Annotated in this window: 16 protein-coding genes and 1 rRNA gene; 12 read left to right on the top strand and 5 right to left on the bottom strand. The window is 58.9% G+C overall.

Annotated elements, in window-relative coordinates:
- Positions 1 to 120: 120 nt before the first annotated feature.
- The 7 genes from rrf (at position 121) to K5E40_RS09530 (ending at position 12094) form a co-directional block, all read left to right on the top strand.
- Positions 121 to 236 (top strand): 5S ribosomal RNA (rrf, locus tag K5E40_RS09500).
- 154 nt (positions 237 to 390) lie between these two features.
- Positions 391 to 3843, top strand: a complete 3453-nt coding sequence (gene recC, locus K5E40_RS09505) for an exodeoxyribonuclease V subunit gamma (RefSeq protein WP_221730498.1) — start codon at positions 391 to 393, stop codon at positions 3841 to 3843.
- Positions 3840 to 7529, top strand: coding sequence for an exodeoxyribonuclease V subunit beta (gene recB / locus K5E40_RS09510; RefSeq protein WP_221730499.1), 3690 nt, complete (start codon positions 3840 to 3842; stop codon positions 7527 to 7529). The genes recC and recB overlap by 4 nt, the downstream gene beginning before the upstream one ends.
- Complete coding sequence (gene recD, locus K5E40_RS09515) at positions 7526 to 9631, top strand: exodeoxyribonuclease V subunit alpha (RefSeq protein WP_221730500.1); 2106 nt, start codon at positions 7526 to 7528, stop codon at positions 9629 to 9631. The genes recB and recD overlap by 4 nt, the downstream gene beginning before the upstream one ends.
- A 122-nt stretch (positions 9632 to 9753) precedes the next feature.
- Positions 9754 to 10329 (top strand): YfiR family protein, encoded by a 576-nt coding sequence (locus K5E40_RS09520; RefSeq protein ID WP_221730501.1) that lies wholly within the window; start codon positions 9754 to 9756, stop codon positions 10327 to 10329.
- Positions 10326 to 11594 carry a diguanylate cyclase domain-containing protein gene (locus K5E40_RS09525; RefSeq protein ID WP_221730502.1) on the top strand — a complete coding sequence of 423 codons (1269 nt, stop codon included), beginning with the start codon at positions 10326 to 10328 and terminating at the stop codon, positions 11592 to 11594. Before K5E40_RS09520 ends, K5E40_RS09525 begins: the two co-directional genes overlap by 4 nt.
- Positions 11595 to 11641: 47 nt before the next feature.
- Positions 11642 to 12094 carry an OmpA family protein gene (locus tag K5E40_RS09530; RefSeq protein WP_221730634.1) on the top strand — a complete coding sequence of 151 codons (453 nt, stop codon included), beginning with the start codon at positions 11642 to 11644 and terminating at the stop codon, positions 12092 to 12094.
- On the opposite strand, the gene K5E40_RS09535 is transcribed toward K5E40_RS09530, so the two are convergent.
- Complete coding sequence (locus tag K5E40_RS09535) at positions 12091 to 13038, bottom strand: LysR family transcriptional regulator (RefSeq protein ID WP_221730635.1); 948 nt, start codon at positions 13036 to 13038, stop codon at positions 12091 to 12093. The genes K5E40_RS09530 and K5E40_RS09535 overlap by 4 nt on opposite strands.
- Positions 13039 to 13187: 149 nt before the next feature.
- Here K5E40_RS09535 and K5E40_RS09540 point away from each other — a divergent pair, with 149 nt between their 5' ends.
- Positions 13188 to 14714 carry a CoA-acylating methylmalonate-semialdehyde dehydrogenase gene (locus tag K5E40_RS09540; RefSeq protein WP_221730503.1) on the top strand — a complete coding sequence of 509 codons (1527 nt, stop codon included), beginning with the start codon at positions 13188 to 13190 and terminating at the stop codon, positions 14712 to 14714.
- A gap of 10 nt (positions 14715 to 14724) precedes the next feature.
- On the top strand, positions 14725 to 15612 hold the full coding sequence (gene mmsB, locus K5E40_RS09545) for a 3-hydroxyisobutyrate dehydrogenase (protein ID WP_221730504.1): 888 nt from the start codon (positions 14725 to 14727) through the stop codon (positions 15610 to 15612).
- 83 nt (positions 15613 to 15695) lie between these two features.
- Here the strand turns inward: mmsB and K5E40_RS09550 are convergent, their stop codons facing one another.
- From K5E40_RS09550 to K5E40_RS09565, 4 genes are all read right to left on the bottom strand, one after another.
- A complete protein-coding gene (locus K5E40_RS09550; protein ID WP_122589396.1) occupies positions 15696 to 16046 on the bottom strand; it encodes a cupin domain-containing protein in 351 nt (116 codons plus the stop codon).
- A gap of 107 nt (positions 16047 to 16153) precedes the next feature.
- Positions 16154 to 16525: a MerR family transcriptional regulator gene (locus K5E40_RS09555; protein ID WP_221730505.1), complete on the bottom strand. Its 372-nt coding sequence runs from the start codon at positions 16523 to 16525 to the stop codon at positions 16154 to 16156.
- Between the two features lie 47 nt (positions 16526 to 16572).
- Complete coding sequence (locus K5E40_RS09560; protein WP_221730506.1) at positions 16573 to 17148, bottom strand: NAD(P)H-dependent oxidoreductase; 576 nt, start codon at positions 17146 to 17148, stop codon at positions 16573 to 16575.
- A 147-nt stretch (positions 17149 to 17295) separates the two neighbouring features.
- Positions 17296 to 17610, bottom strand: coding sequence for a putative quinol monooxygenase (locus K5E40_RS09565; protein WP_221730507.1), 315 nt, complete (start codon positions 17608 to 17610; stop codon positions 17296 to 17298).
- Between the two features lie 185 nt (positions 17611 to 17795).
- Here K5E40_RS09565 and K5E40_RS09570 point away from each other — a divergent pair, with 185 nt between their 5' ends.
- The 3 genes from K5E40_RS09570 to K5E40_RS09580 all read left to right on the top strand — a co-directional run bounded on the left by K5E40_RS09570 (position 17796) and on the right by K5E40_RS09580 (position 20932).
- Positions 17796 to 18386 (top strand): NAD(P)H-dependent oxidoreductase, encoded by a 591-nt coding sequence (locus tag K5E40_RS09570; RefSeq protein ID WP_221730508.1) that lies wholly within the window; start codon positions 17796 to 17798, stop codon positions 18384 to 18386.
- Between the two features lie 60 nt (positions 18387 to 18446).
- Entirely contained in the window at positions 18447 to 19358 is a 912-nt protein-coding gene (locus tag K5E40_RS09575; RefSeq protein WP_221730509.1) for a LysR family transcriptional regulator, read from the top strand.
- Between the two features lie 224 nt (positions 19359 to 19582).
- Positions 19583 to 20932: a GntP family permease gene (locus K5E40_RS09580; RefSeq protein ID WP_221730510.1), complete on the top strand. Its 1350-nt coding sequence runs from the start codon at positions 19583 to 19585 to the stop codon at positions 20930 to 20932.
- Positions 20933 to 20943: the final 11 nt, after the last annotated feature.

Below are 20943 nucleotides of genomic sequence, written 5' to 3' on the forward strand. Positions count from 1 at the left end.
AGATTGCGGTGTGTGAAGACGAAACGAACCGAAAGTTCGATGTTCACAAAACACCGACAGCTGTCACATACCCAATTTGCTGAAGCGAGGCCAACAGGCCACGAGTCAGTACCCGAATTTCTTGACGACCATAGAGCGTTGGAACCACCTGATCCCATCCCGAACTCAGCAGTGAAACGATGCATCGCCGATGGTAGTGTGGGGTTTCCCCATGTGAGAGTAGGTCATCGTCAAGATTAAATTCCGAAACCCCAATTGCGAAAGCAGTTGGGGTTTTGTTTTGCCCGCAGGAAAGTTCTTACAGCCTGTAGGGCCTTCTTCCGGCTGTCACAACCTGCCGACAGTGCTAAGGTTCTGCCCTGGCTTTTGTACTTTCCCAAGGAAGCTTTTATGCCGGACGCCCAGTCCCTCAACGCTGCATTCATGGTGGTTCAGAGCAATAGCCTGGACGAACTGCGCAGCCTGGTGGTCAGCATAATGCGGCGCTATCCACTGGCCCCCCTGGAAAACGAAATTGCTCTGGTCCAGAGCAACGGTATTGCCCAGTGGCTCAAATTGGCCTTGGCCGAAGATCCTGAAGATGATGACCTCGGCGGCTGCGGTATCGCCGCAGCGATTGATGTGCAATTGCCTGGCAGTTTCATGTGGCAGCTCTACCGTATGGTCTTGGGCCGAGATGAAATTCCTGCCAAATCCCTGCTTGATAAAGCTCCGCTGACCTGGCGGCTCATGCGCCTGCTACCTCAGGTCATCGACCGTCCGCATTTTGAACCACTGCAACGCTTTCTCACCCACGACACCGACTTGCGTAAGCGCTATCAGTTATCCGAGCGTCTGGCGGATCTCTTTGACCAGTACCAGGTGTATCGGGCCGACTGGCTGGAGGATTGGGCTGAGGGACGGCATCAATTGCGTAACGTCAGAGGCGAAGTAAAACCACTGCCGCCTACCAGTTGTTGGCAGGCTGAGTTGTGGCGTGCATTGCTGGATGACGTAGGAACGCTGGGCATGGCTCAAAGCCGTGCCGGTGTTCATCAGCGATTTATCGAACGCATCAATACGATTGAAGAAGCCCCCAAAGGGATCCCTTCGCGAGTGATCGTTTTCGGGATTTCTTCCTTGCCAGCACAAGTGCTTGAAGCGCTGGCAGGGCTCGCACGTTTCAGTCAGGTTCTACTGTGTGTACACAACCCATGTCGACATCACTGGGCCGATATCGTCGCTGATAAGGACTTACTGCGTCACCAATACAAGCGCCAGTCCCGCAAGAACGGTATGCCCGTGGTTCTGGATCAGGAAACACTGCACCAACATGCCCACCCGCTGCTGGCCGCATGGGGCAAACAAGGTCGTGATTACATCAACTTGCTCGACAGCTATGACGATCCGAATAGCTATCGCGCAGCTTTTCGCGACGGGCGTATCGATCTGTTCAGTGAGACCCGGCCAGAGAATCTGCTTAATCAACTACAGGACGACATCCTGGAACTGCGGCCACTCAATGAGACACGCGAGCACTGGTCTGCTGTTGATCTGAATGAAGATCGGTCGATCCGTTTTCACATTGCCCACAGCGCCCAACGCGAAGTTGAAATCCTCCATGACCAGCTATTGGCACGCTTCAGTGCCAACCCGGATTTACGGCCGCGCGATGTAATTGTGATGGTGCCGGACATCGACAGCTATGCCCCGCATATCCGTGCAGTGTTTGGTCAGCTTGATCGACATGATCCACGTTTCATCCCATTTACCTTGGCGGACCAGGGCCAGCGTGGTCGAGATCCATTGCTGATCGCCGTCGAGCATCTACTCAAACTGCCTGACAGCCGCTTCCCGGTCAGCGAAATTCTCGACCTGCTTGACGTTCCAGCATTACGTGCGCGTTTCGGTATGGAGGAGCGCGATTTACCGACGCTGCATCGCTGGATCGAAGGCGCCGGCGTGCGCTGGGGAATGAACGCCGAACAACGTGCCGGACTAGGTTTGCCGGACGAACTGGAGCAGAACAGCTGGCATTTCGGCTTGCGGCGAATGTTGCTGGGCTATGCCGTAGGCAGCGCCAATGCCTGTGCGGGTATCGAGCCCTACGACGAAATCGGCGGATTGGATGCCGCACTGATCGGGCCATTGGTTGCCTTGCTCGATGCACTGGAACTCGCTCATCAGGAACTCACGCAACCGGCTCAACCCAACGTGTGGGGTCATCGCTTGCAGGCGCTGATGCAGTTGTTCTTCAAGGCCAGCAACGAGCACGATGACTACCTGCTCACCCAGTTGGAAGAGCTTCGTGAAACCTGGCTGGAGACCTGCGAGGCTGTGGGCCTGAAAGATGAATTGCCGCTGACCGTGGTTCGCGAGGCCTGGCTCGCTGGACTGGATCAGGGCCGACTGTCCCAACGCTTTCTCGCCGGTGCAGTGAATTTTTGTACGTTGATGCCCATGCGTGCCATTCCCTTCAAACTCGTCTGTTTGTTGGGGATGAACGATGGCGATTACCCCCGCGCACAACCGCCGCTCGATTTCGATCTTATGGGCAGCGATTACCGTCCGGGAGATCGTTCCCGGCGCGAGGATGATCGCTATCTTTTGCTCGAGGCGCTGCTGTCTGCCCGTCATCAGCTCTACATCAGTTGGGTCGGCCGCAGCATTCGTGACAACAGTGAGCGGCCGGCTTCGGTGCTGATCGGCCAGTTGCGCGATCACCTTGCCAGCGGTTGGCGATTAGTCGACGAAAGTCAGGATTTATTGCATGCCATGACCGAGGAGCATCCGCTGCAACCGTTCAGTGCGCGCTATTTTCATGAGGGCGATCAACTGTTCAGCTATGCCAGCGAATGGCAGGTATTGCATCAACATCAGGCGCCCAAAAACGAGGTGGAGTTGCTCGCTCCGTTTGTTCAAGAAGAGCCGCTGAGCCTTGCCCTGCTGCAGGACTTCTTGCGTAACCCCGTTCGACACTTTTTCACCCAGCGCCTCAAGGTGTATTTCGAAGCCGCCGAAGCGCCGCTCGCCGACGAAGAGCCTTTTGTCTTGGACGCGTTGCAGCGATATACGCTCAGCGACAGCTTGCTCGAAGCTGCGCTCAGACAGCCGGATAATGTCGAGCAAGCGCTCGCGGCTCAAGCCCGACGTTTGCAAAACAGCGGACTTCTACCCATGGCCGGTTTTGGTGAATGTCTTCAACGTGAGTTGATCGAGCCGTTGCCCGATCTGTTGCAGCGCTATCAACAGTTGCTGACGTTATGGCCGACACCGTTGACCAGTGCGATCCCGATCTCTATGGCACTACAGGGCTTACGCCTTGAAGGTTGGCTTTCGGGCTTGCATCAACGTGCCGACGGTGGCGTGTTGTCAGTCACGACCATCCCCAACAGCATCGGCTCGATCAAGAACCGCAAATGGCATCGACTGACCAAACCTTGGGTTAATCACTTGGTCGCCTGCGCCAGCAGACTTTCGATGACCACGGCGTTGGTGGCCAGCGATGACACCTTGCTGCTCGAACCGATGGAGCCAGACAAAGCTGTTCGTTTCCTTGGGGATCTTCTTCTCGCCTGGCAGGCTGGAATGCGTCAACCATTGCCGATCGCGGTAAAGACCGCGTTCGCCTGGTTATCACAGACTGATCCGCTCAAGGCTGAAGCCGCGGCGCGTAAAGCCTATGAGGGTGATGGCCAAACCAGTGAGGGCGAGCGCCGCGAAAGCCCGGCGCTGTCACGGCAATATGCCGACTTTGATGCATTACTTGCAGACGAGACGTTCTCCGGTTGGTGCGATACCTTGTATCGGCCTTTGCTTGAAGCGCCCTGGCGTTCGTTGTCCAGCGAAGGAACTCGGTCATGAGCAAGAAGATACCGCTGGCTCTGGCATTCCCATTACGTGGTAGCCAGTTGATCGAAGCCAGTGCCGGCACCGGTAAAACCTTCACTATTTCTGCGCTGTATCTGCGTCTGATTCTGGGCCATGGCGGCGAATCGAATGGCTTTGCCCGAGAACTGTTGCCACCGCAGATTCTTGTGGTGACGTTCACCGATGCTGCCACGAAAGAGTTGCGCGAGCGGATTCGCACTCGCCTTTCCGAGGCCGCGCGCTTCTTCAGAGACGAGATACCCGCTCCTGACGGATTGATCGCGCAGCTGCGCGAACAATTCGAGTCTCAGCAATGGCCCGGTTGCGCCAACCGTCTCGATATCGCCGCACAATGGATGGACGAAGCGGCGGTTTCCACCATTCACAGTTGGTGTCAGCGCATGTTGCGCGAGCACGCTTTCGACAGCGGCAGCCTGTTCACTCAGTCGCTGGAGACTGATCACAGCGATTTGCTCGGGGAAGTGCTGCGCGATTACTGGCGACTGTTCTGTTATCCGATGCAGGGCGATGCCTTGAATTGGGTTCGCAGCAATTGGGGTGGGCCTGCTGCGTTGTTGCCTCGGGTGCGTGGCCTGTTCGCCAGTGAACGCGACAGCGACGAAGGCAAGCCCCCGGCGGAGCTGATCGACGAGTGTCTGCAAGAACGCCGTGCAGCGCTGATCGAACTGAAAATGCCTTGGCGTCAGTGGGCCGACGAGTTACTCGCCATCTGTCATCAGGGCGTCGCGAGTAAAACCGTCGACGGTCGCAAGATGCAGGCGCGCTACTTTGAACCATGGTTCGAGAAGCTCAAAGCCTGGGCCGAGGACGAGTCCCTCGAGCAGCTCGACATCGGCACCGGATTCACTCGACTGACGCCCGACGGTATGGCTGAGGCCTGGAAAGGCCAGGTCCCCCGTCATCCCGGGCTGGATGCCATGTCGAGCCTCAAATCCAGTCTCGATGCTTTGCCGACCCCCGACGCCGCCGTTCTGCAACATGCCGCCAAATGGGTAGGTGCGCGTTTTGAGGAAGAGAAGCGTCGCCGCGCCGAAATGGGCTTCGACGACATGCTATTGCGCCTGGATGCAGCCCTGCAATCTGACGGGGGCGAGCGCCTGGCGACGTTGATCCGCGAACAGTTCCCGGTCGCGTTGATCGACGAATTCCAGGACACCGATCCGGTGCAGTACCGAATCTTCGAGAGCATTTACCGCATCGAAGAAAACAATCCGGACACCGGTCTGTTTCTGATCGGCGACCCGAAGCAGGCGATCTACGCGTTCCGCGGTGCGGACATCTACACCTATCTGCGCGCCCGGCTAGCCACGACAGGCCGACTGCATACATTGGGCACCAATTTCCGTTCAAGCCATGGCATGGTGGACGCGGTCAACCACATATTCGAACGCGCCGAATCCCGAGAGCAGGGACGCGGCGCGTTTTTGTTCCGGGAGAAAAACGGTGAGAACCCGGTGCCGTTTCAACCTGTCGACTCGCAGGGCCGTAAAGAAAAACTGCAGATTGCCGGGCAAGACGTTGCGGCGCTGAATGTCTGGTTATTGTCTTCCGATCAGCCCCTTTCTGGCGTGGTCTATCGTCAGCAGTTGGCATCGGCATGTGCCAGTGAAATCACCGCGTTGCTCAATGGGGGGCAAACAGGTGTTGCTGGATTCGTACAAGAGGGTAAAGACTTCAAAGGTCTGCGCCCTTCTGACATCGCGATCCTGGTACGTGACGGTAAAGAGGCCCAGGCTGTGCGCGGCGAACTCGCTGCCCGTGGCGTGCGCAGCGTGTATTTGTCGGACAAGGATTCGGTTTTTGCCGCGCAAGAAGCTCACGACCTGCTTTCCTGGCTCAAGGCTTGCGCCGAACCGGATGTCGAGCGCTCGCTCAAGGCCGCGCTGGCCTGCATCACCCTGAACCTGCCATTGGCGGAGCTGGAGCGTCTGAATCAGGACGAACTGGTGTGGGAAACTCGCGTCATGCAGTTCCGTGGCTACCGTGAGCTGTGGCGCAAACAAGGCGTCCTGCCGATGTTGCGACGCCTGCTGCACGATTTTCATTTGCCACAAACCTTGATGACTCGCAGTGACGGTGAGCGCGTGCTGACCAACCTTTTGCACCTGTCCGAGCTGATGCAGCAAGCCGCTGCGGAGCTGGATGGTGAGCAAGCGTTGATCCGCCATTTGGCCGAGCTTCTGTCGTTGTCCGGTCAGGCCGGTGAAGAGCAGATTCTGCGTTTGGAAAGTGATGAGCAACTGGTCAAAGTCGTGACCATTCACAAGTCCAAAGGCCTTGAGTATCCCCTGGTATTTCTGCCCTTCATCTGCTCGGCCAAACCGGTGGATGGCAGCCGATTGCCGCTGCATTACCACGATGCATCGGGCAAGGCTCAAGTGAGTTTGAGGCCGACTGCCGAATTGATTACGCAAGCGGACGACGAGCGTCTGGCCGAGGATCTGCGCTTGCTCTATGTCGCCTTGACCCGTGCGCAACATGCTTGTTGGCTGGGGGTGACGGATCTCAAACGCGGCAATAACAACAGTTCGGTGCTGCACCTTTCGGCGCTGGGTTACTTGTTGGGTGGCGGAGCATCTCTGGGGGAATCCAATGCGCTGAATCGCTGGCTACAAGAGCTGCAACACGACTGCCCGGCAATCAGCACGGGTGAAATGCCCCTGGCCACCGACGAGCATTACCTGCCTCCACGCAATGACGCTGTGCTCAGTGCCACGCTATTGCCCAAGCGCAAGGCCAGTGAAAACTGGTGGATTGCGTCCTACAGTGCATTGCGCATCAGCGACATTTTGAGTGTGGGCAGTGATGAAGCGCCGGACAGTCCTCAAGCACAAAAGCTGTTCGATGATGAACGCCTTGACCCCGATGCTCCGCGAGACATCATTGCCGGCGGCGCGGATATTCATCGTTTCCCTCGTGGTCCCAACCCGGGAACGTTCCTCCATGGTCTGCTGGAGTGGGCAGGTGAAGACAGTTTTGCCGTTTCCCGCGAGGCGCTGGAGGATGCGATTGCCCGACGCTGCAATCTTCGCGGATGGGAAGGCTGGATCATCACCCTGAGTGACTGGCTGCAACATCTGCTCAAATCCCCGTTGCCGATCGCTGGTGGGCAGCCTCCCGTCATTCTTGAGCAATTGCAGCAGTACCGCGTCGAGATGGAGTTCTGGTTCGCCAGCCATAAAGTCGACGTAGTCAAACTCGACGAACTGGTGCGTCAGTACACCCACAATGGCGTGGCACGGGTGGCGGCAGAGCCGGTGCAGCTCAATGGCATGTTCAAAGGTTTCATCGACCTGACCTTTGAACACGATGGTCGTTATTACGTGGCCGACTACAAATCCAACTGGCTGGGCGTTGATGACCTGGCCTACACCGCGCAGGCCATGGAGCTGTCGATCCTCGACAACCGCTACGACCTGCAATACGTGTTGTACCTGTTGGCGTTACATCGTCAGCTCAAGGCTCGCTTGCCAGATTACGATTACGACCGGCATGTCGGCGGCGCGCTGTATCTGTTTCTGCGCGGGACTCGCGCAGACAGTCGCGGTGTGTATTTTGCCCGTCCGCCCCGTGAATTGATTGAGCGCCTCGACCGGATGTTCCAGGGCAAACCCGAACCCAAGGCCGAACCCGCATGGGAACAGGGAGTCCTGCTATGAGCCGCACCTTCGACGATCTGCTGCCGACCCCTTTGACAGCCGACAGCCTGTCCTCGCTCTCGCCTCTGACTCGTGCTGAAGACTTGCTGTTGCTGCTCAATCGTTGGGTTGAGCGAGGCTGGTTGCGTGCGCTCGACAAGGCATTCGTGGCATTTCTTCACGAGCTTGAGCCGGATACCGATCCACTGGTGCTGCTCGCTGCGGCACTGACCAGCCATCAGCTCGGGCATGGCCATGTGTGTCTGGATTTGTTTGAAACCCTTAAAGCCCCGGATTTTGCCCTGTCGCTCCCGCCCGAAGGCGATGTGCAAGGGGGTGTGCTGTTACTGCCCTCGCAACTGCTTGAAACGCTCGATGGTGCCCATTGGTGCAAGGTTCTGGCGGGCAGCCCCTTGGTAGCCTTGGCGGCTGATAGCAGTGATGCGGCGCAGCAGCGGCCGTTGGTCTTGTCATCAAAGCGGCTGTACCTGCGACGCTATTGGGCTTACGAGCGCCGTATCGATTCGGCGCTACGCCAACGTCTCGCCCAAGTTGAGGCGACGCCGGGTGATCTGCCGCAGCGACTGGATGAACTGTTCGGCTCAGCCAAGCCTGGTGAGGTGATCGACTGGCAGAAACTCGCCTGTGCTCTTGCCACGCGCGGTGCCTTCAGCATTATCACGGGCGGTCCCGGCACCGGCAAAACCACCACCGTGGTGCGTTTGCTCGCGCTGCTTCAGGCGCCGGCGGTCGAGGCAGGCCTCCCACTGCGCATTCGTCTGGCAGCACCGACTGGCAAAGCGGCTGCGCGGTTGACCGAGTCGATCAGTCAGCAAGTACAAACGCTGACAGTCGCCGAAAACGTTCGGGCCAAAATCCCCTGCGACGTCACCACGGTGCATCGCTTGCTCGGCAGCCGTCCCGGCACCCGGCACTTCCGGCACCATGCCGGTAACCGCTTGCCATTGGATGTGCTGGTGGTCGATGAAGCGTCGATGATTGATCTGGAAATGATGGCCAATCTGCTCGACGCGTTGCCGCCGCATGCGCGTCTGGTGTTACTGGGCGACAAGGATCAACTGGCCTCCGTGGAGGCCGGCGCGGTGCTGGGGGATCTGTGTCGTGATGCCGAGGACGGTTGGTACAGCCCGCAGACCCGGCAATGGCTGGAGTCGGTCAGCGGCGAATCCCTGGAGGCCGGCGTTTTGCATGAAGACCTCGACGCTTCCCATCCATTGGCCCAGCAAGTGGTCATGTTGCGTCACTCGCGGCGCTTCGGCGAGGGCAGCGGCATCGGCCAGCTCGCGCGACGGGTCAATCAGCAGTTACCGGAGGAGGCACGGCAGTTGCTGGCGACGGGGCACTATGACGATGTGTTTTCGTTGCTGCTCAAGGGCGAGCACGATCACAAACTGGAGCGTCTGCTGCTCGAAGGCCATGGCGATGGCCCGCAAGGTTATCGGCATTATCTGAGTGTGCTGCGCAATCAGCGTCCACCGCTGGGCAGGCCGCTCGAACATCCGGACTGGATCGACTGGGCCCGTGAAGTCTTGCAGGCGTTCGACGCTTTTCAGCTGTTGTGCGCGGTGCGCAAAGGGCCGTGGGGTGTTGAAGGCCTCAACCAACGCATCACCGCGGCACTGCTCAAGGCTCGCCTGATCGAGAACGACCAACAATGGTACGAAGGCCGCCCGGTACTGATGACCCGTAACGACTACGGTCTGGGTTTGATGAACGGTGACATTGGCATCGCACTCAAACTACCGGAACGCGAAGGACCGGACGCTGGAAAACCGGTGTTGCGCGTAGCCTTCCCGCGTAATGACGGTCAGGGCGGGGTACGTTTCGTGTTGCCGAGTCGGCTCAATGACGTCGAAACCGTTTACGCCATGACCGTGCACAAATCCCAGGGCTCGGAGTTCGCCCACACGGCGCTGATTCTGCCGGATGCCTTGAATCCCGTGTTGACCAAGGAGTTGATCTACACCGGTATTACCCGGGCCAAGCACTGGTTCACACTGATCGAACCGCGTATCGGGGTATTTGAGGAGGCGGTACAGCGCAAGGTCAAGCGTCTGAGCGGGCTCATGCTGGAACTGGAGGAGGGTGCCGCGCCTCTTTGAAGGTAAACGCAAAGATTTTCGGTAATTTCTGACCAGTCAGTCAGGGGTCGCTGTTTCGCTGGTGATTCACCGCTGTGCTATCGTTGCGGCATCATTTCGTTACGATCGAAGAGAATACCTGCATGAAGGTGGCTTTCTGGGCGACAGAGCGCGTGGTTCGCTGCAAGCACGTAGTGCTTGTCGGTCTGCTCTGGTTGTTGGCGGGTGTGGCTGTCGCGCAACCGCAAACGCCGACGGGCATGGCTGAGCAGCGTGCCCGTTCTGTCACCAAGGTCGTTCTTGGCATCCTCAGCTACGCACGCTGGCCAGTGGAACCTGCGCAGTTGCACCTGTGCATCGTCGGCCCCACCGAATACACCGATGACCTGGTCAAAGGCACCACTCAAGCCACCGGCAGGCCGGTCATTGTGCGTCGCCTGCTGGCCGACAACCCGGCCATCGTCAGTGAATGCGATGCGGTGTACATCGGCAAACTGACCGCAGATGAACGCAGTCGCCTGTTCACTTCACTGATTGGTCATCCGGTGTTGAGCATCAGCGAAGGCGACGATCAGTGCACGGTCGGCAGCCTGTTCTGCCTGCGGGTGGGCGACGATCAGGTAGCCTTCGAAGTCAATCTCGACTCCGTTGCCCGTAGCGGCGTGCGCATTCATCCAAGCGTGTTGCAACTGTCCCGTCGCAAACCGGCGGCGCCATGAAACGGTTCAGTTCCAAAGTTCGTCCGACTCTGGGCTCGGTCATCGGTCGCGGGCATTTGATTGTGGCGCTGGTGGCTGTGGCAATGGCCAGTGTTTCGCTGACCCTGCTGGGCGTTCTGGCGCTGCGGGTCTATGCGGATCACAACTTGCACCTGATTGCGCGCTCGATCAGCTACACCGTCGAAGCGGCGGTCGTATTTAACGACAAGGCTGCGGCCACCGAAGCGTTGGCATTGATTGCCTCCACCGAGGAGGTCGCCGATGCCCAGGTGCTCGATGCTCAAGGCCAACTGATAGCGCGCTGGCAGCGACCGGAAAACGGCTTCATCTCCAAACTGGAAATGCAGACCGCCCGCGCCATCCTGGAGAAACCGATCAGCCTGCCGATCCTCCATCAGGATCGTGAAATTGGACGCATCCTGCTCACGGGGCATGGCGGCAGTCTGATGCGCTTTCTGCTGAGCGGTCTGGCGGGGATCCTTCTCTGTACCGCGATCAGTGCCTGGGTGGCGCTCTATCTGGCGCGTCGGCAGTTGCGTGGCATTATCGGCCCGCTGCACAGCCTCGCTACGGTGGCCCACGCCGCCCGCAGTGAGCGAGCACTGGACCGTCGCGTGCCGCCCGCGCAGATCGCCGAACTCGACAACCTCGGCAACGACTTCAATGCCTTGCTCGACGAACTCGAATCCTGGCAAAGCCATCTGCAAAGCGAAAACGAAACCCTTGCCCACCAAGCCAGTCACGACAGCCTGACCGGGCTGCCTAACCGGGCATTTTTCGAGGGCCGCTTGATCCGTGCCCTGCGCAACGCCAGCAAGCTCAGCGAGCGGGTGGCGGTGTTGTTTCTTGACAGTGATCGCTTCAAAGGGATCAACGACAACTTCGGCCATGCCGCCGGCGACGCGGTGTTGGTGGCAATCGCCAATCGTGTCCGCGCGCAATTGCGTGAGGAGGATCTGGTAGCGCGACTGGGCGGTGATGAGTTCGCCGTGTTGCTCACGCCGCTGCACAAAGTCGAAGATGCCGAGCGCATTGCCGACAAGATTCTCGCCAGCATGGACATGCCCATCGCGCTGCCCGGCGGCAGTAGTGTCGTGACTTCGCTCAGCATCGGCATCGCGGTTTATCCCGATCATGGCATCACGCCTGGCGCCTTGCTCGATGCTGCAGATACGGCGATGTATCAAGCCAAGCGCTTGTCTCGCGGTGCTCAATTCACGGCTGGGGCGGAGCACCCGGTCGATTCCGTTCAAAACAGGAGCTGACTCTCGTGTTCACACTTCCCATTCGATTTTTTACCGCTGTACTGTTGATGGCCGCCCTGGCCCTCACAGGTTGCCAGACCACCCCGCAAAAAGGCCTGACCCCGGCGCAAGTGGCGGTGCTCGAACAACAAGGCTTCGAGCTGACCGACGACGGCTGGGAGTTTGGGCTGTCCGGCAAGGTGCTGTTTGGCAGCGATGTTGAAAGCCTGAACACACAAAGCACCGAGATCGTCGAGCGCATCGGCAAAGCATTGATGGGTGTCGGCATCGAGCGCGTGCGGGTCGATGGTCACACCGATGCTTCGGGCCAGGAAAATTACAATCAGCAACTCTCGCTGCGCCGCGCCAAGAGTGTTGCCAATGTGCTTTCCACAGTCGGCATGAAGCAAGAGAACATCCAATTGCAAGGCCTGGGCAGCAGCGAGCCGGTGGCGTCCAACGACACCGCGGCGGGCCGCACGGAAAACCGTCGGGTGTCGATTGTGGTCAGTGCCAATTAATCGGCAAACCGCATCTCACGGGTCTGCCCCATCAACAGACCCTGATTGCGCTCGGTCACCTCACGAATGTAATCCCACAACAGGGTGATTCGCTTCAACTTGCGCAGATCCTCGCGGCAGTACATCCAGAACTGTCGGGTGATGTCGATTTCCTCCGGCAACACTGGCAGCAAGCGCGGGTCCTGTGCGGCGAGGAAGCACGGCAGAATCGCCAGTGAGCGCCCTTGCTGCGCTGCAACGTATTGCGCGATCACGCTGGTGCTGCGCAGGTTTGCGCTGGCGCCTGGCAGCACGTTCGCCAGGTACAACAGCTCCGAGCTGAACGCCAGATCATCCACATAACTGATGAATTGATGCTTGCTCAAATCGGCCGAGCGGCGGATGGGTGGGTGTTTATCCAGATAGTCCTGGGTTGCGTACAGCTGCAAGCGGTAGTCGCAGAGTTTGCAGCACACGTACGGCCCGTGTTCCGGCCGTTCCAGGGCAATGACGATGTCGGCTTCGCGCTTGGACAGGCTGATGAAGTGCGGCAGGGGCAGGATGTCCACCGAGATCGCCGGGTAGGCGTCGACGAAGTGGCTCAGTTGCGGCGTGATGAAGAAGCTGCCAAACCCTTCAGTGCAGCCCATCCGCACATGCCCGGACAGCGCCACGCCGGAGCCTGATACCTGCTCGCAGGCCATGTGCAATGTGCTTTCAATCGACTCGGCATAACCCAGCAAACGCTGGCCTTCGGTGGTCAAGACGAAGCCGCTGGTGCGCGACTTTTCGAACAGCAGCGTACCGAGCGCCGCCTCCAGCGAACTGATCCGCCGTGACACCGTGGTGTAGTCGACGGCGAGCCGTTTGGCGGCGGTGCTGGCCTTGCGGGTGCGGGCGACTTCGAGGAAAAACTTGAGGTCGTCCCAGTTCAGTGAACCTAGCGAGGTGATGTTTTTTTGCATGATGGACGGGCTTATATGTGCGTTCTTATCAGAAGTTTGCACATCTATACTCCAAAAACCGTCCGACAACCAATTCGTGACACACGCCTCATCTCAAGGCGCACCTTTCGCCTTGGCTCCTACGATAAAAACAAGTTCTGGAGACCAGCATGAACGCATCGCTTACGCCCAACGACACCACGCTGCAGAAGGTCAAGCTGCTGATTGACGGCGAGTGGGTCGAGTCGCAGTCCACCGAATGGCACGACATCGTCAACCCCGCGACTCAGCAAGTGCTGGCCAAAGTCCCATTCGCCACCGCCGCTGAAGTCGATGCCGCTGTCAGCGCCGCGCAACGCGCCTTCCAGACCTGGAAACTGACCCCGATCGGCGCGCGTATGCGCATCATGCTCAAGCTGCAAGCGCTGATCCGCGAGCATTCCAAGCGCATTGCCGTGGTGCTGAGCGCCGAGCAGGGCAAAACCATTGCCGACGCCGAGGGCGATATTTTCCGTGGCCTGGAAGTGGTCGAGCACGCTTGCTCAATCGGCACGCTGCAAATGGGCGAATTCGCCGAGAACGTTGCCGGTGGCGTTGATACTTACACCCTGCGTCAGCCGATCGGCGTTTGCGCCGGCATCACGCCGTTCAACTTCCCGGCAATGATTCCGCTGTGGATGTTCCCGATGGCCATCGCCTGCGGCAACACCTTCGTGCTCAAGCCTTCGGAGCAGGATCCGCTGTCGACCCTGCTGCTGGTGGAATTGGCGATTGAGGCCGGTGTCCCGGCGGGCGTGCTCAACGTGGTGCATGGCGGCAAGGACGTGGTCGATGGCCTGTGCACGCACAAAGACATCAAAGCCGTGTCCTTCGTCGGTTCGACCGCTGTTGGCACTCACGTTTACGACTTGGCCGGCAAGCATGGCAAACGCGTGCAGTCGATGATGGGCGCGAAGAACCACGCCGTGGTGTTGCCCGATGCGAATCGCGAGCAAGCCCTCAATGCACTGGTCGGCGCTGGTTTTGGCGCGGCCGGGCAACGTTGCATGGCGACATCCGTGGTCGTGCTGGTGGGTGCAGCAAAACAATGGCTGCCGGATCTCAAGGCCCTGGCGCAGAAGCTGAAGGTCAACGCCGGCAGCGAGCCAGGCACTGATGTCGGCCCGGTGATCTCGAAAAAAGCCAAGGCGCGGATCCTCGATCTGATCGAAAGCGGCATCAAGGAGGGCGCCAAGCTTGAGCTGGACGGTCGCGACATCAGCGTGCCGGGTTACGAGCAAGGCAACTTCGTCGGCCCGACCCTGTTCTCCGGGGTGACCACCGACATGCAGATTTACACCCAGGAAATCTTCGGCCCAGTGCTGGTGGTGCTGGAAGTCGATACCCTCGACCAGGCCATCGCGCTGGTCAACGCCAACCCGTTCGGCAACGGCACGGGCCTGTTCACCCAGAGCGGTGCGGCGGCGCGCAAGTTCCAGACGGAAATCGACGTCGGTCAGGTCGGCATCAACATCCCGATTCCGGTGCCGGTGCCGTTCTTCAGCTTCACCGGTTCCCGTGGTTCAAAACTCGGCGACCTCGGCCCGTATGGCAAGCAAGTGGTGCAGTTCTACACGCAGACCAAAACGGTCACGGCGCGTTGGTTCGATGACGACAGCGTCAATGACGGCGTAAACACCACCATCAACCTGCGCTGAGGAGCGAGCCATGAAAATCGCATTTATCGGTCTGGGCAACATGGGCGCACCGATGGCGCGCAACCTGATCAAGGCCGGCCATTCACTGAATCTGGTCGATCTGAACAAAACCGTGCTGGCAGAACTGGAACAACTGGGCGGCACCCTCCGTGCCTCGGCGCGCGAAGCCGCTGAAGATGCAGAACTGGTGATCACCATGCTCCCGGCCGCGGTGCATGTGCGCAGTGTCTGGCTCGGTGAGGACGGCGTGTTGGCCGGCATCGGCAAAGGTGTGCCGGCAGTGGATTGCAGCACCATCGATCCGCAGACCGCTCGCGATGTGGCGGCGGCCGCTGCCAAGCAAGGTGTGGCCATGGCTGACGCACCGGTTTCCGGCGGCACCGGCGGTGCGACGGCCGGGACGTTGACTTTCATGGTCGGTGCAACGCCGGAGCTGTTCGCGACTTTGCAACCGGTGCTGGCGCAGATGGGCCGCAACATTGTGCATTGCGGTGAAGTCGGCACCGGGCAGATCGCCAAGATCTGCAACAACCTGCTGCTGGCGATTTCCATGGTGGGCGTCAGTGAAGCCATGGCATTGGGCGATGCACTGGGGATCGACACCTCGGTGCTGGCCGGGATCATCAACAGTTCAACCGGTCGCTGCTGGAGTTCGGAAATGTATAACCCGTGGCCTGGCATCGTCGAAACGGCACCGGCCTCGCGCGGTTATACCGGCGGCTTCGGTGCCGAACTGATGCTCAAGGATCTGGGGCTGGCGACTGAAGCGGCGCGTCAGGCACACCAACCGGTGGTGCTCGGCGCGGTGGCGCAGCAGTTGTATCAAGCGATGAGCCAGCGCGGGGACGGCGGGAAAGACTTCTCGGCGATCATCAACAGCTATCGCAAACCGCAGTAGCAATCGCCGCCAATGTAGGGCCAATCAACGTGCAGTCAGTGTTGCCGGGAAATCACGTCGGGTGATTTCCCGGTTTTTTTGCATCAGGCAAACACGAAATATTTGCGTACGGTCTCGACCACTTCCCAAGTGCCTTTCATTCCCGGTTCAACCACGAAAATATCGCCGGCGCGCAGATGAATCGGCGCCATGCCGTCCGGGGTGATCACGCAGTAGCCTTCCTGAAAATGGCAGTACTCCCACTTCACGTATTCAACGCGCCACTTGCCCGGCGTGCAGATCCAGGTGCCCATGATCTTGCTGCCGTCTTCGCTGGTGTAAGCATTGAGGTTGACGGTGTGCGGGTCGCCTTCGAGTTTTTCCCATTTGCAGGCGTCGAGTACCGGCAGTGGGTGGGTGTCGCGCAGAACGGTGATAGGGGCGGTCGCGGTCATGAGGACTCCGGGCGGTGGACATGAGGAATGAAGTCGCACCCTATAGCGCCGGCTCGCCGCTCAGTTGTCTGTGTTCGACATCGAGCTGCTCAGAAACGCGCCAACACTTACAGATTTTCCAGCGGGCATTGCTCTCGGGCCTGTTGCAGGTTCGCGTCAAATGCCACCAACTGCGCGTGCTGTCGAGAAAGTTTGGCGATCTGGTCGCTGATCTCGCGTTTTTTGTCTTCGATGGCCTGCTGTGCCAAAGCCCAAGGCATCGACTCACCGTGATGGCCTGCGAAAATTTTCTGCAGCTCCATAAGTTTGAAGCCCATCTCCTTCGCACACTTTATAAAACCCAGCAGTTCGACGCTTTGCTGGTCGTAGACGCGATATTTGCCCTGTCGTCGAGGTGGGGGCAGCAATCCAATAGCCTCGTAATGGCGGATGGTTTTGACCGTGGAGCTGGCGCGTTGAGCGGCTTCGCTGATGTACATGAACAGTCCTTTTTACCTTGGCTATGCCTCAGTGATTATCGCCAGACTCAACGACTGACGATAGCCTGCGCCTGTTGCAACCACGCCTGTCGCTGCTGAGCGCTTGAGCCCAGCACCGGGCCGAACGTGAGCGTGCGCAGTGGTTTTATTCCGCAGAACGCTAGGGTGCTCTTGCGTACTTCATGCAAGGCGGGCATGCGATAGACCCAGCGGTAATACCAGGGCGGCGTGTCCATGGTCACCAGCAAATCCGCGGTGCGGCCTTTCAGCAATTTGTCGGGGAACGCTTTGCCTTTGCGGTATTTGAAGGCGAAACCCGGCAACAACACCCGATCAAAAAAACCTTTGAGCAGCGCCGGTATGCCGCCCCACCAGATCGGGTACACCAGCGTCAGATGCTCGGCCCAGAGGATGTCGGACTGTGCCGCACTCAAGTCATCTTCCAGCGCTTGAATCTGTTCATAGCCTTGGCGTAACACCGGATCGAAGTTCATTTCACCAAGTCGCAACTGGCGAACTTCGTGTCCGGCATCGAGTGCCGATTGTGCATAACTTTCGGCGAGTGCGGCGCACAAGCTGTTCGCCGAAGGATGCCCGAGAATCAATAGAATACGTTTGCCCATCGTCATCGTCCTTGCTGATGAAAAAGCCAAGGATGAAGTCTGCCCCTTAGGGGAGAGTCAAGGCGCACAGCGAAGCTTTGGCGTAATTGGGCCGGGCGCTGAACTCCCGGGCGCACACCGTCAAGCTGCGCCGCGCCCACTTGCTGATCAGCGGTTAGCCGATGCTTCGCTGAGCATGTCGATCAGACGGATATCGAAATCGCGTTCCAAATAGTCCATGCGCTCGGCGTAAAACGTCTTCATGTGCGGCAGCGTCGAATGCACATCGAGATGCGCCTGGGACTCCCAGACCTCGTAAAAGATGAACAACGTCGGATCTTCTTTGTCGCGCAGCATGTGGTACTCGATGCAGCCCGGCTCAGCGCGGCTGGGCTCGACGTAGGCGCGAAACAGCGCTTCGAAAGCCTCGGATTTTTCTGGGCGGGTCTTGGCGTGCAGGATGAAACCCCGGCGTTCACTCATCAGAAACGACTCCTCCAATTCAGATGGCTACCAATGCTAAGGCAATAATCTTCTGTCGATTCGTGCGTTTTACTCAAATGTATTTTGCGCCACCCCGGCTTATTCCGCGAAAGAGGGATGGTTAATCTGCCGCCATTCAATTTTCCCTTCTCCATCCAGCCCAATGGCTGTGCCGAGGCTTTCTCATGAAAAAAGTTCTGTTGCTCAATGGCGGTAAAAAATTCGCCCACTCTGACGGTCGCTACAACACCACCCTGCACGAAGCGGCGCTGAGCGTGCTGGATCGCGGCGGTATGGATGTCAAAACCACCTTCATCGACGAGGGTTACGACGTCGCCGAAGAAGTGGCCAAATTTCTCTGGGCCGACGTGATCATTTATCAGATGCCGGGTTGGTGGATGGGCGCGCCGTGGACGGTGAAAAAGTACCTCGACGAAGTCTTCACCGAAGGCCACGGCAGCCTGTACGCCAGTGATGGTCGCACCCGTTCCGACGCGTCGCAGAAGTACGGCAGCGGTGGGCTGATTCAGGGTAAGCAATACATGTTGTCGCTGACCTGGAACGCGCCACAGCAAGCCTTCGATGATCCGAACGACTTCTTTGAAGCCAAAGGCGTGGACGCGGTGTACTTCCCGTTCCACAAGGCCAATCAGTTTTTGGGCATGACCGGCCTGCCGACCTTCCTCTGCGTTGACGTGATGAAACGCCCGAACATCGAAAACGATGTGGCGCGTTATGAGCAGCATTTGACCGAGGTGTTTGGCCTCAAGGCTTGATGCTCGGCTACTATCGAAGGCCTGAACCTGCGGTGCAGGCCAATCGATCAGAGGACACCCGTGAAAGCCAGATCCGATGAGTTGCAGATTTTCGTCTGCGTGATCGAATGCGGCTCGATTTCCGCCGCCGCCGAGCAGGTCGGGCACACGCCGTCGGCGGTCAGTCGCACCCTGTCGCGGCTGGAAGCCAAGCTCGACACCACGCTGATCAACCGCACCACGCGGCGCATGGACCTGACCGAGGAGGGCAAGTATTTCTTCGAGCAGGCCAAGCTGATTCTCGATCAGATGGACGCGCTCGAAGAACGCCTGTCCTCACGTCAGCAAACGCCGTCCGGACGGCTGCGGATCAATGCAGCATCGCCATTCATGCTCCACGCCGTGGTTCCCTACATCGACGAATTCCGCCGTCTCTACCCCGACATCCAGCTCGAACTCAACAGCAATGACCTGATCATTGACCTGCTGGAACAGAGCACCGACATCGCCATCCGCATCGGCACCCTTGCCGACTCGACGCTGCATGCGCGTTCGCTCGGATGCAGTCCGCTGTTGATCGTTGCCAGTCCCGCCTATCTCGAAAAGCACGGCACGCCGCTGCAAGTGGCCGATCTGAGCGAACACACCTTGCTCGGTTTTACTCAGAACGAGGGCCTCAATCAGTGGCCGTTGCGTTATGTGCATGGCGACCGCTGGCCGATCACCCCGGCGATCAGCGCCTCCAGTGGCGAGACCGTGCGGCAACTGGCGCTGGAAGGGCAGGGCATCGCGTGCCTGTCGCACTTCATGACCATCGACGACATTCGTGCCGGGCGCCTGAACGTGGTGCTGGCCGAGTTCAACAGCGGCTATCGCCAGCCGATCAACGCCGTGTATTACCGTAATTCGCAACTGGCGCTGCGCATTCAGTGCTTCCTCGACTTCATCCAGAGCAAACTCGCCGCCTACGCCAGCGCCGATTTCAAAGGCTGAATGAGGTGCGTGACAAGCAAGCCCGCCCCCACAGGGTTTTGTGTTAACCCCATAACGATGTAAATCCCACCCCGCGATTTTCAATAATCGCGACACGGCCTATCCATCCGCGACAGGTCTTACCTCTCCACGAAAATGACTTTCATGGCGTTTGAAAACTCGATCTCGAAATGATTTATGAGTTTCACAACCCATTCGAACGTGACCCTTTCGAGGAGTACCGCATGACGCCTTCCTTCGGCTATTGGCTGCTGGTCTACGCCGCCGTCGCCATCATTGCTCTGATCGTGCTGATCGCCCGTTACCGGCTCAACCCGTTCATTGTCATCACCCTGATTTCCATTGGTCTGGCGCTGGTGGCGGGTATGCCGCCGTCCGGCGTGGTGGGCGCGTATGAGGCCGGGGTGGGCAAGACGCTGGGGCATATTGCGCTGGTGGTGGCGTTGGGGACGATGCTCGGCAAAATGATGGCCGAGTCCGGCGGCGCCGAGCAGATGGCGCGTACGTTGATGGACAAATTTGGTGAAAAGAACGCGCACTGGGCCATGGTCTGCATCGCGTTTCTGGTCGGTTTACCGCTGTTCTTCGAAGTCGGTTTCGTCTTGCTGGTGCCGATTGCTTTCACCGTGGCGCGGCGGGTCGGTGTGTCGATTTTGATGGTCGGCCTGCCAATGGTTGCCGGTTTGTCGGTTGTGCACGCGCTGGTACCGCCGCACCCGGCAGCGATGCTGGCGGTGCAGGCCTATCAGGCTTCAGTCGGGCAGACGCTGCTGTATGCGATTGCGATCGGCATACCGACGGCAATCATCGCAGGGCCGCTCTACGCCAAATTCATCGTGCCGCGCATTCAATTACCGGCGGATAACCCGCTGGAAAAACAATTCCTCGACCGCGAACCGCGCGACAACCTGCCAGGGTTCGGCATCACCATGGCGACCATCCTGTTGCCGGTGGTGCTGATGCTGATCGGCGGTTGGGCCAACCTGATTTCCACACCGGGCAGCGGCCTCAATCAGTTCCTGTTGTTTATCGGCAACTCGGTGATTGCGCTGCTGCTGGCGACCTTGCTGAGTTTCTGGACGTTGGGCATCGCCCAGGGTTTCAACCGCGAATCGATCCTCAAGTTCACCAATGAATGCCTGGCGCCGACGGCCAGCATCACCTTGCTGGTCGGCGCGGGCGGTGGCTTGAACCGGATTCTGGTCGATGCCGGCGTGACCGATCAGATCGTTGGCCTCGCTCACGAATTTCATCTCTCGCCGCTGATGATGGGCTGGCTGTTTGCGGCGTTGATGCGCGTGGCAACAGGATCGGCCACGGTGGCGATGACCACCGCTTCGGGCGTGGTTGCGCCAGTCGCCATCGGTCTGGGTTATCCACACCCTGAACTGTTGGTGCTGGCGACCGGTGCCGGGTCGGTGATCTTTTCCCACGTCAACGACGGCGGCTTCTGGTTGATCAAGGAATACTTCAACATGACGGTCGCGCAGACGTTCAAGACCTGGACCGTGCTTGAGACCTTGATCTCGCTGGTCGCTTTCGGTCTGACTGTCGGCCTTTCTTACTTGCTGTAACCGGAGCCCGC

The organism is Pseudomonas baetica (assembly GCF_019733355.1).
Taxonomy (GTDB): domain Bacteria; phylum Pseudomonadota; class Gammaproteobacteria; order Pseudomonadales; family Pseudomonadaceae; genus Aquipseudomonas; species Aquipseudomonas baetica_A.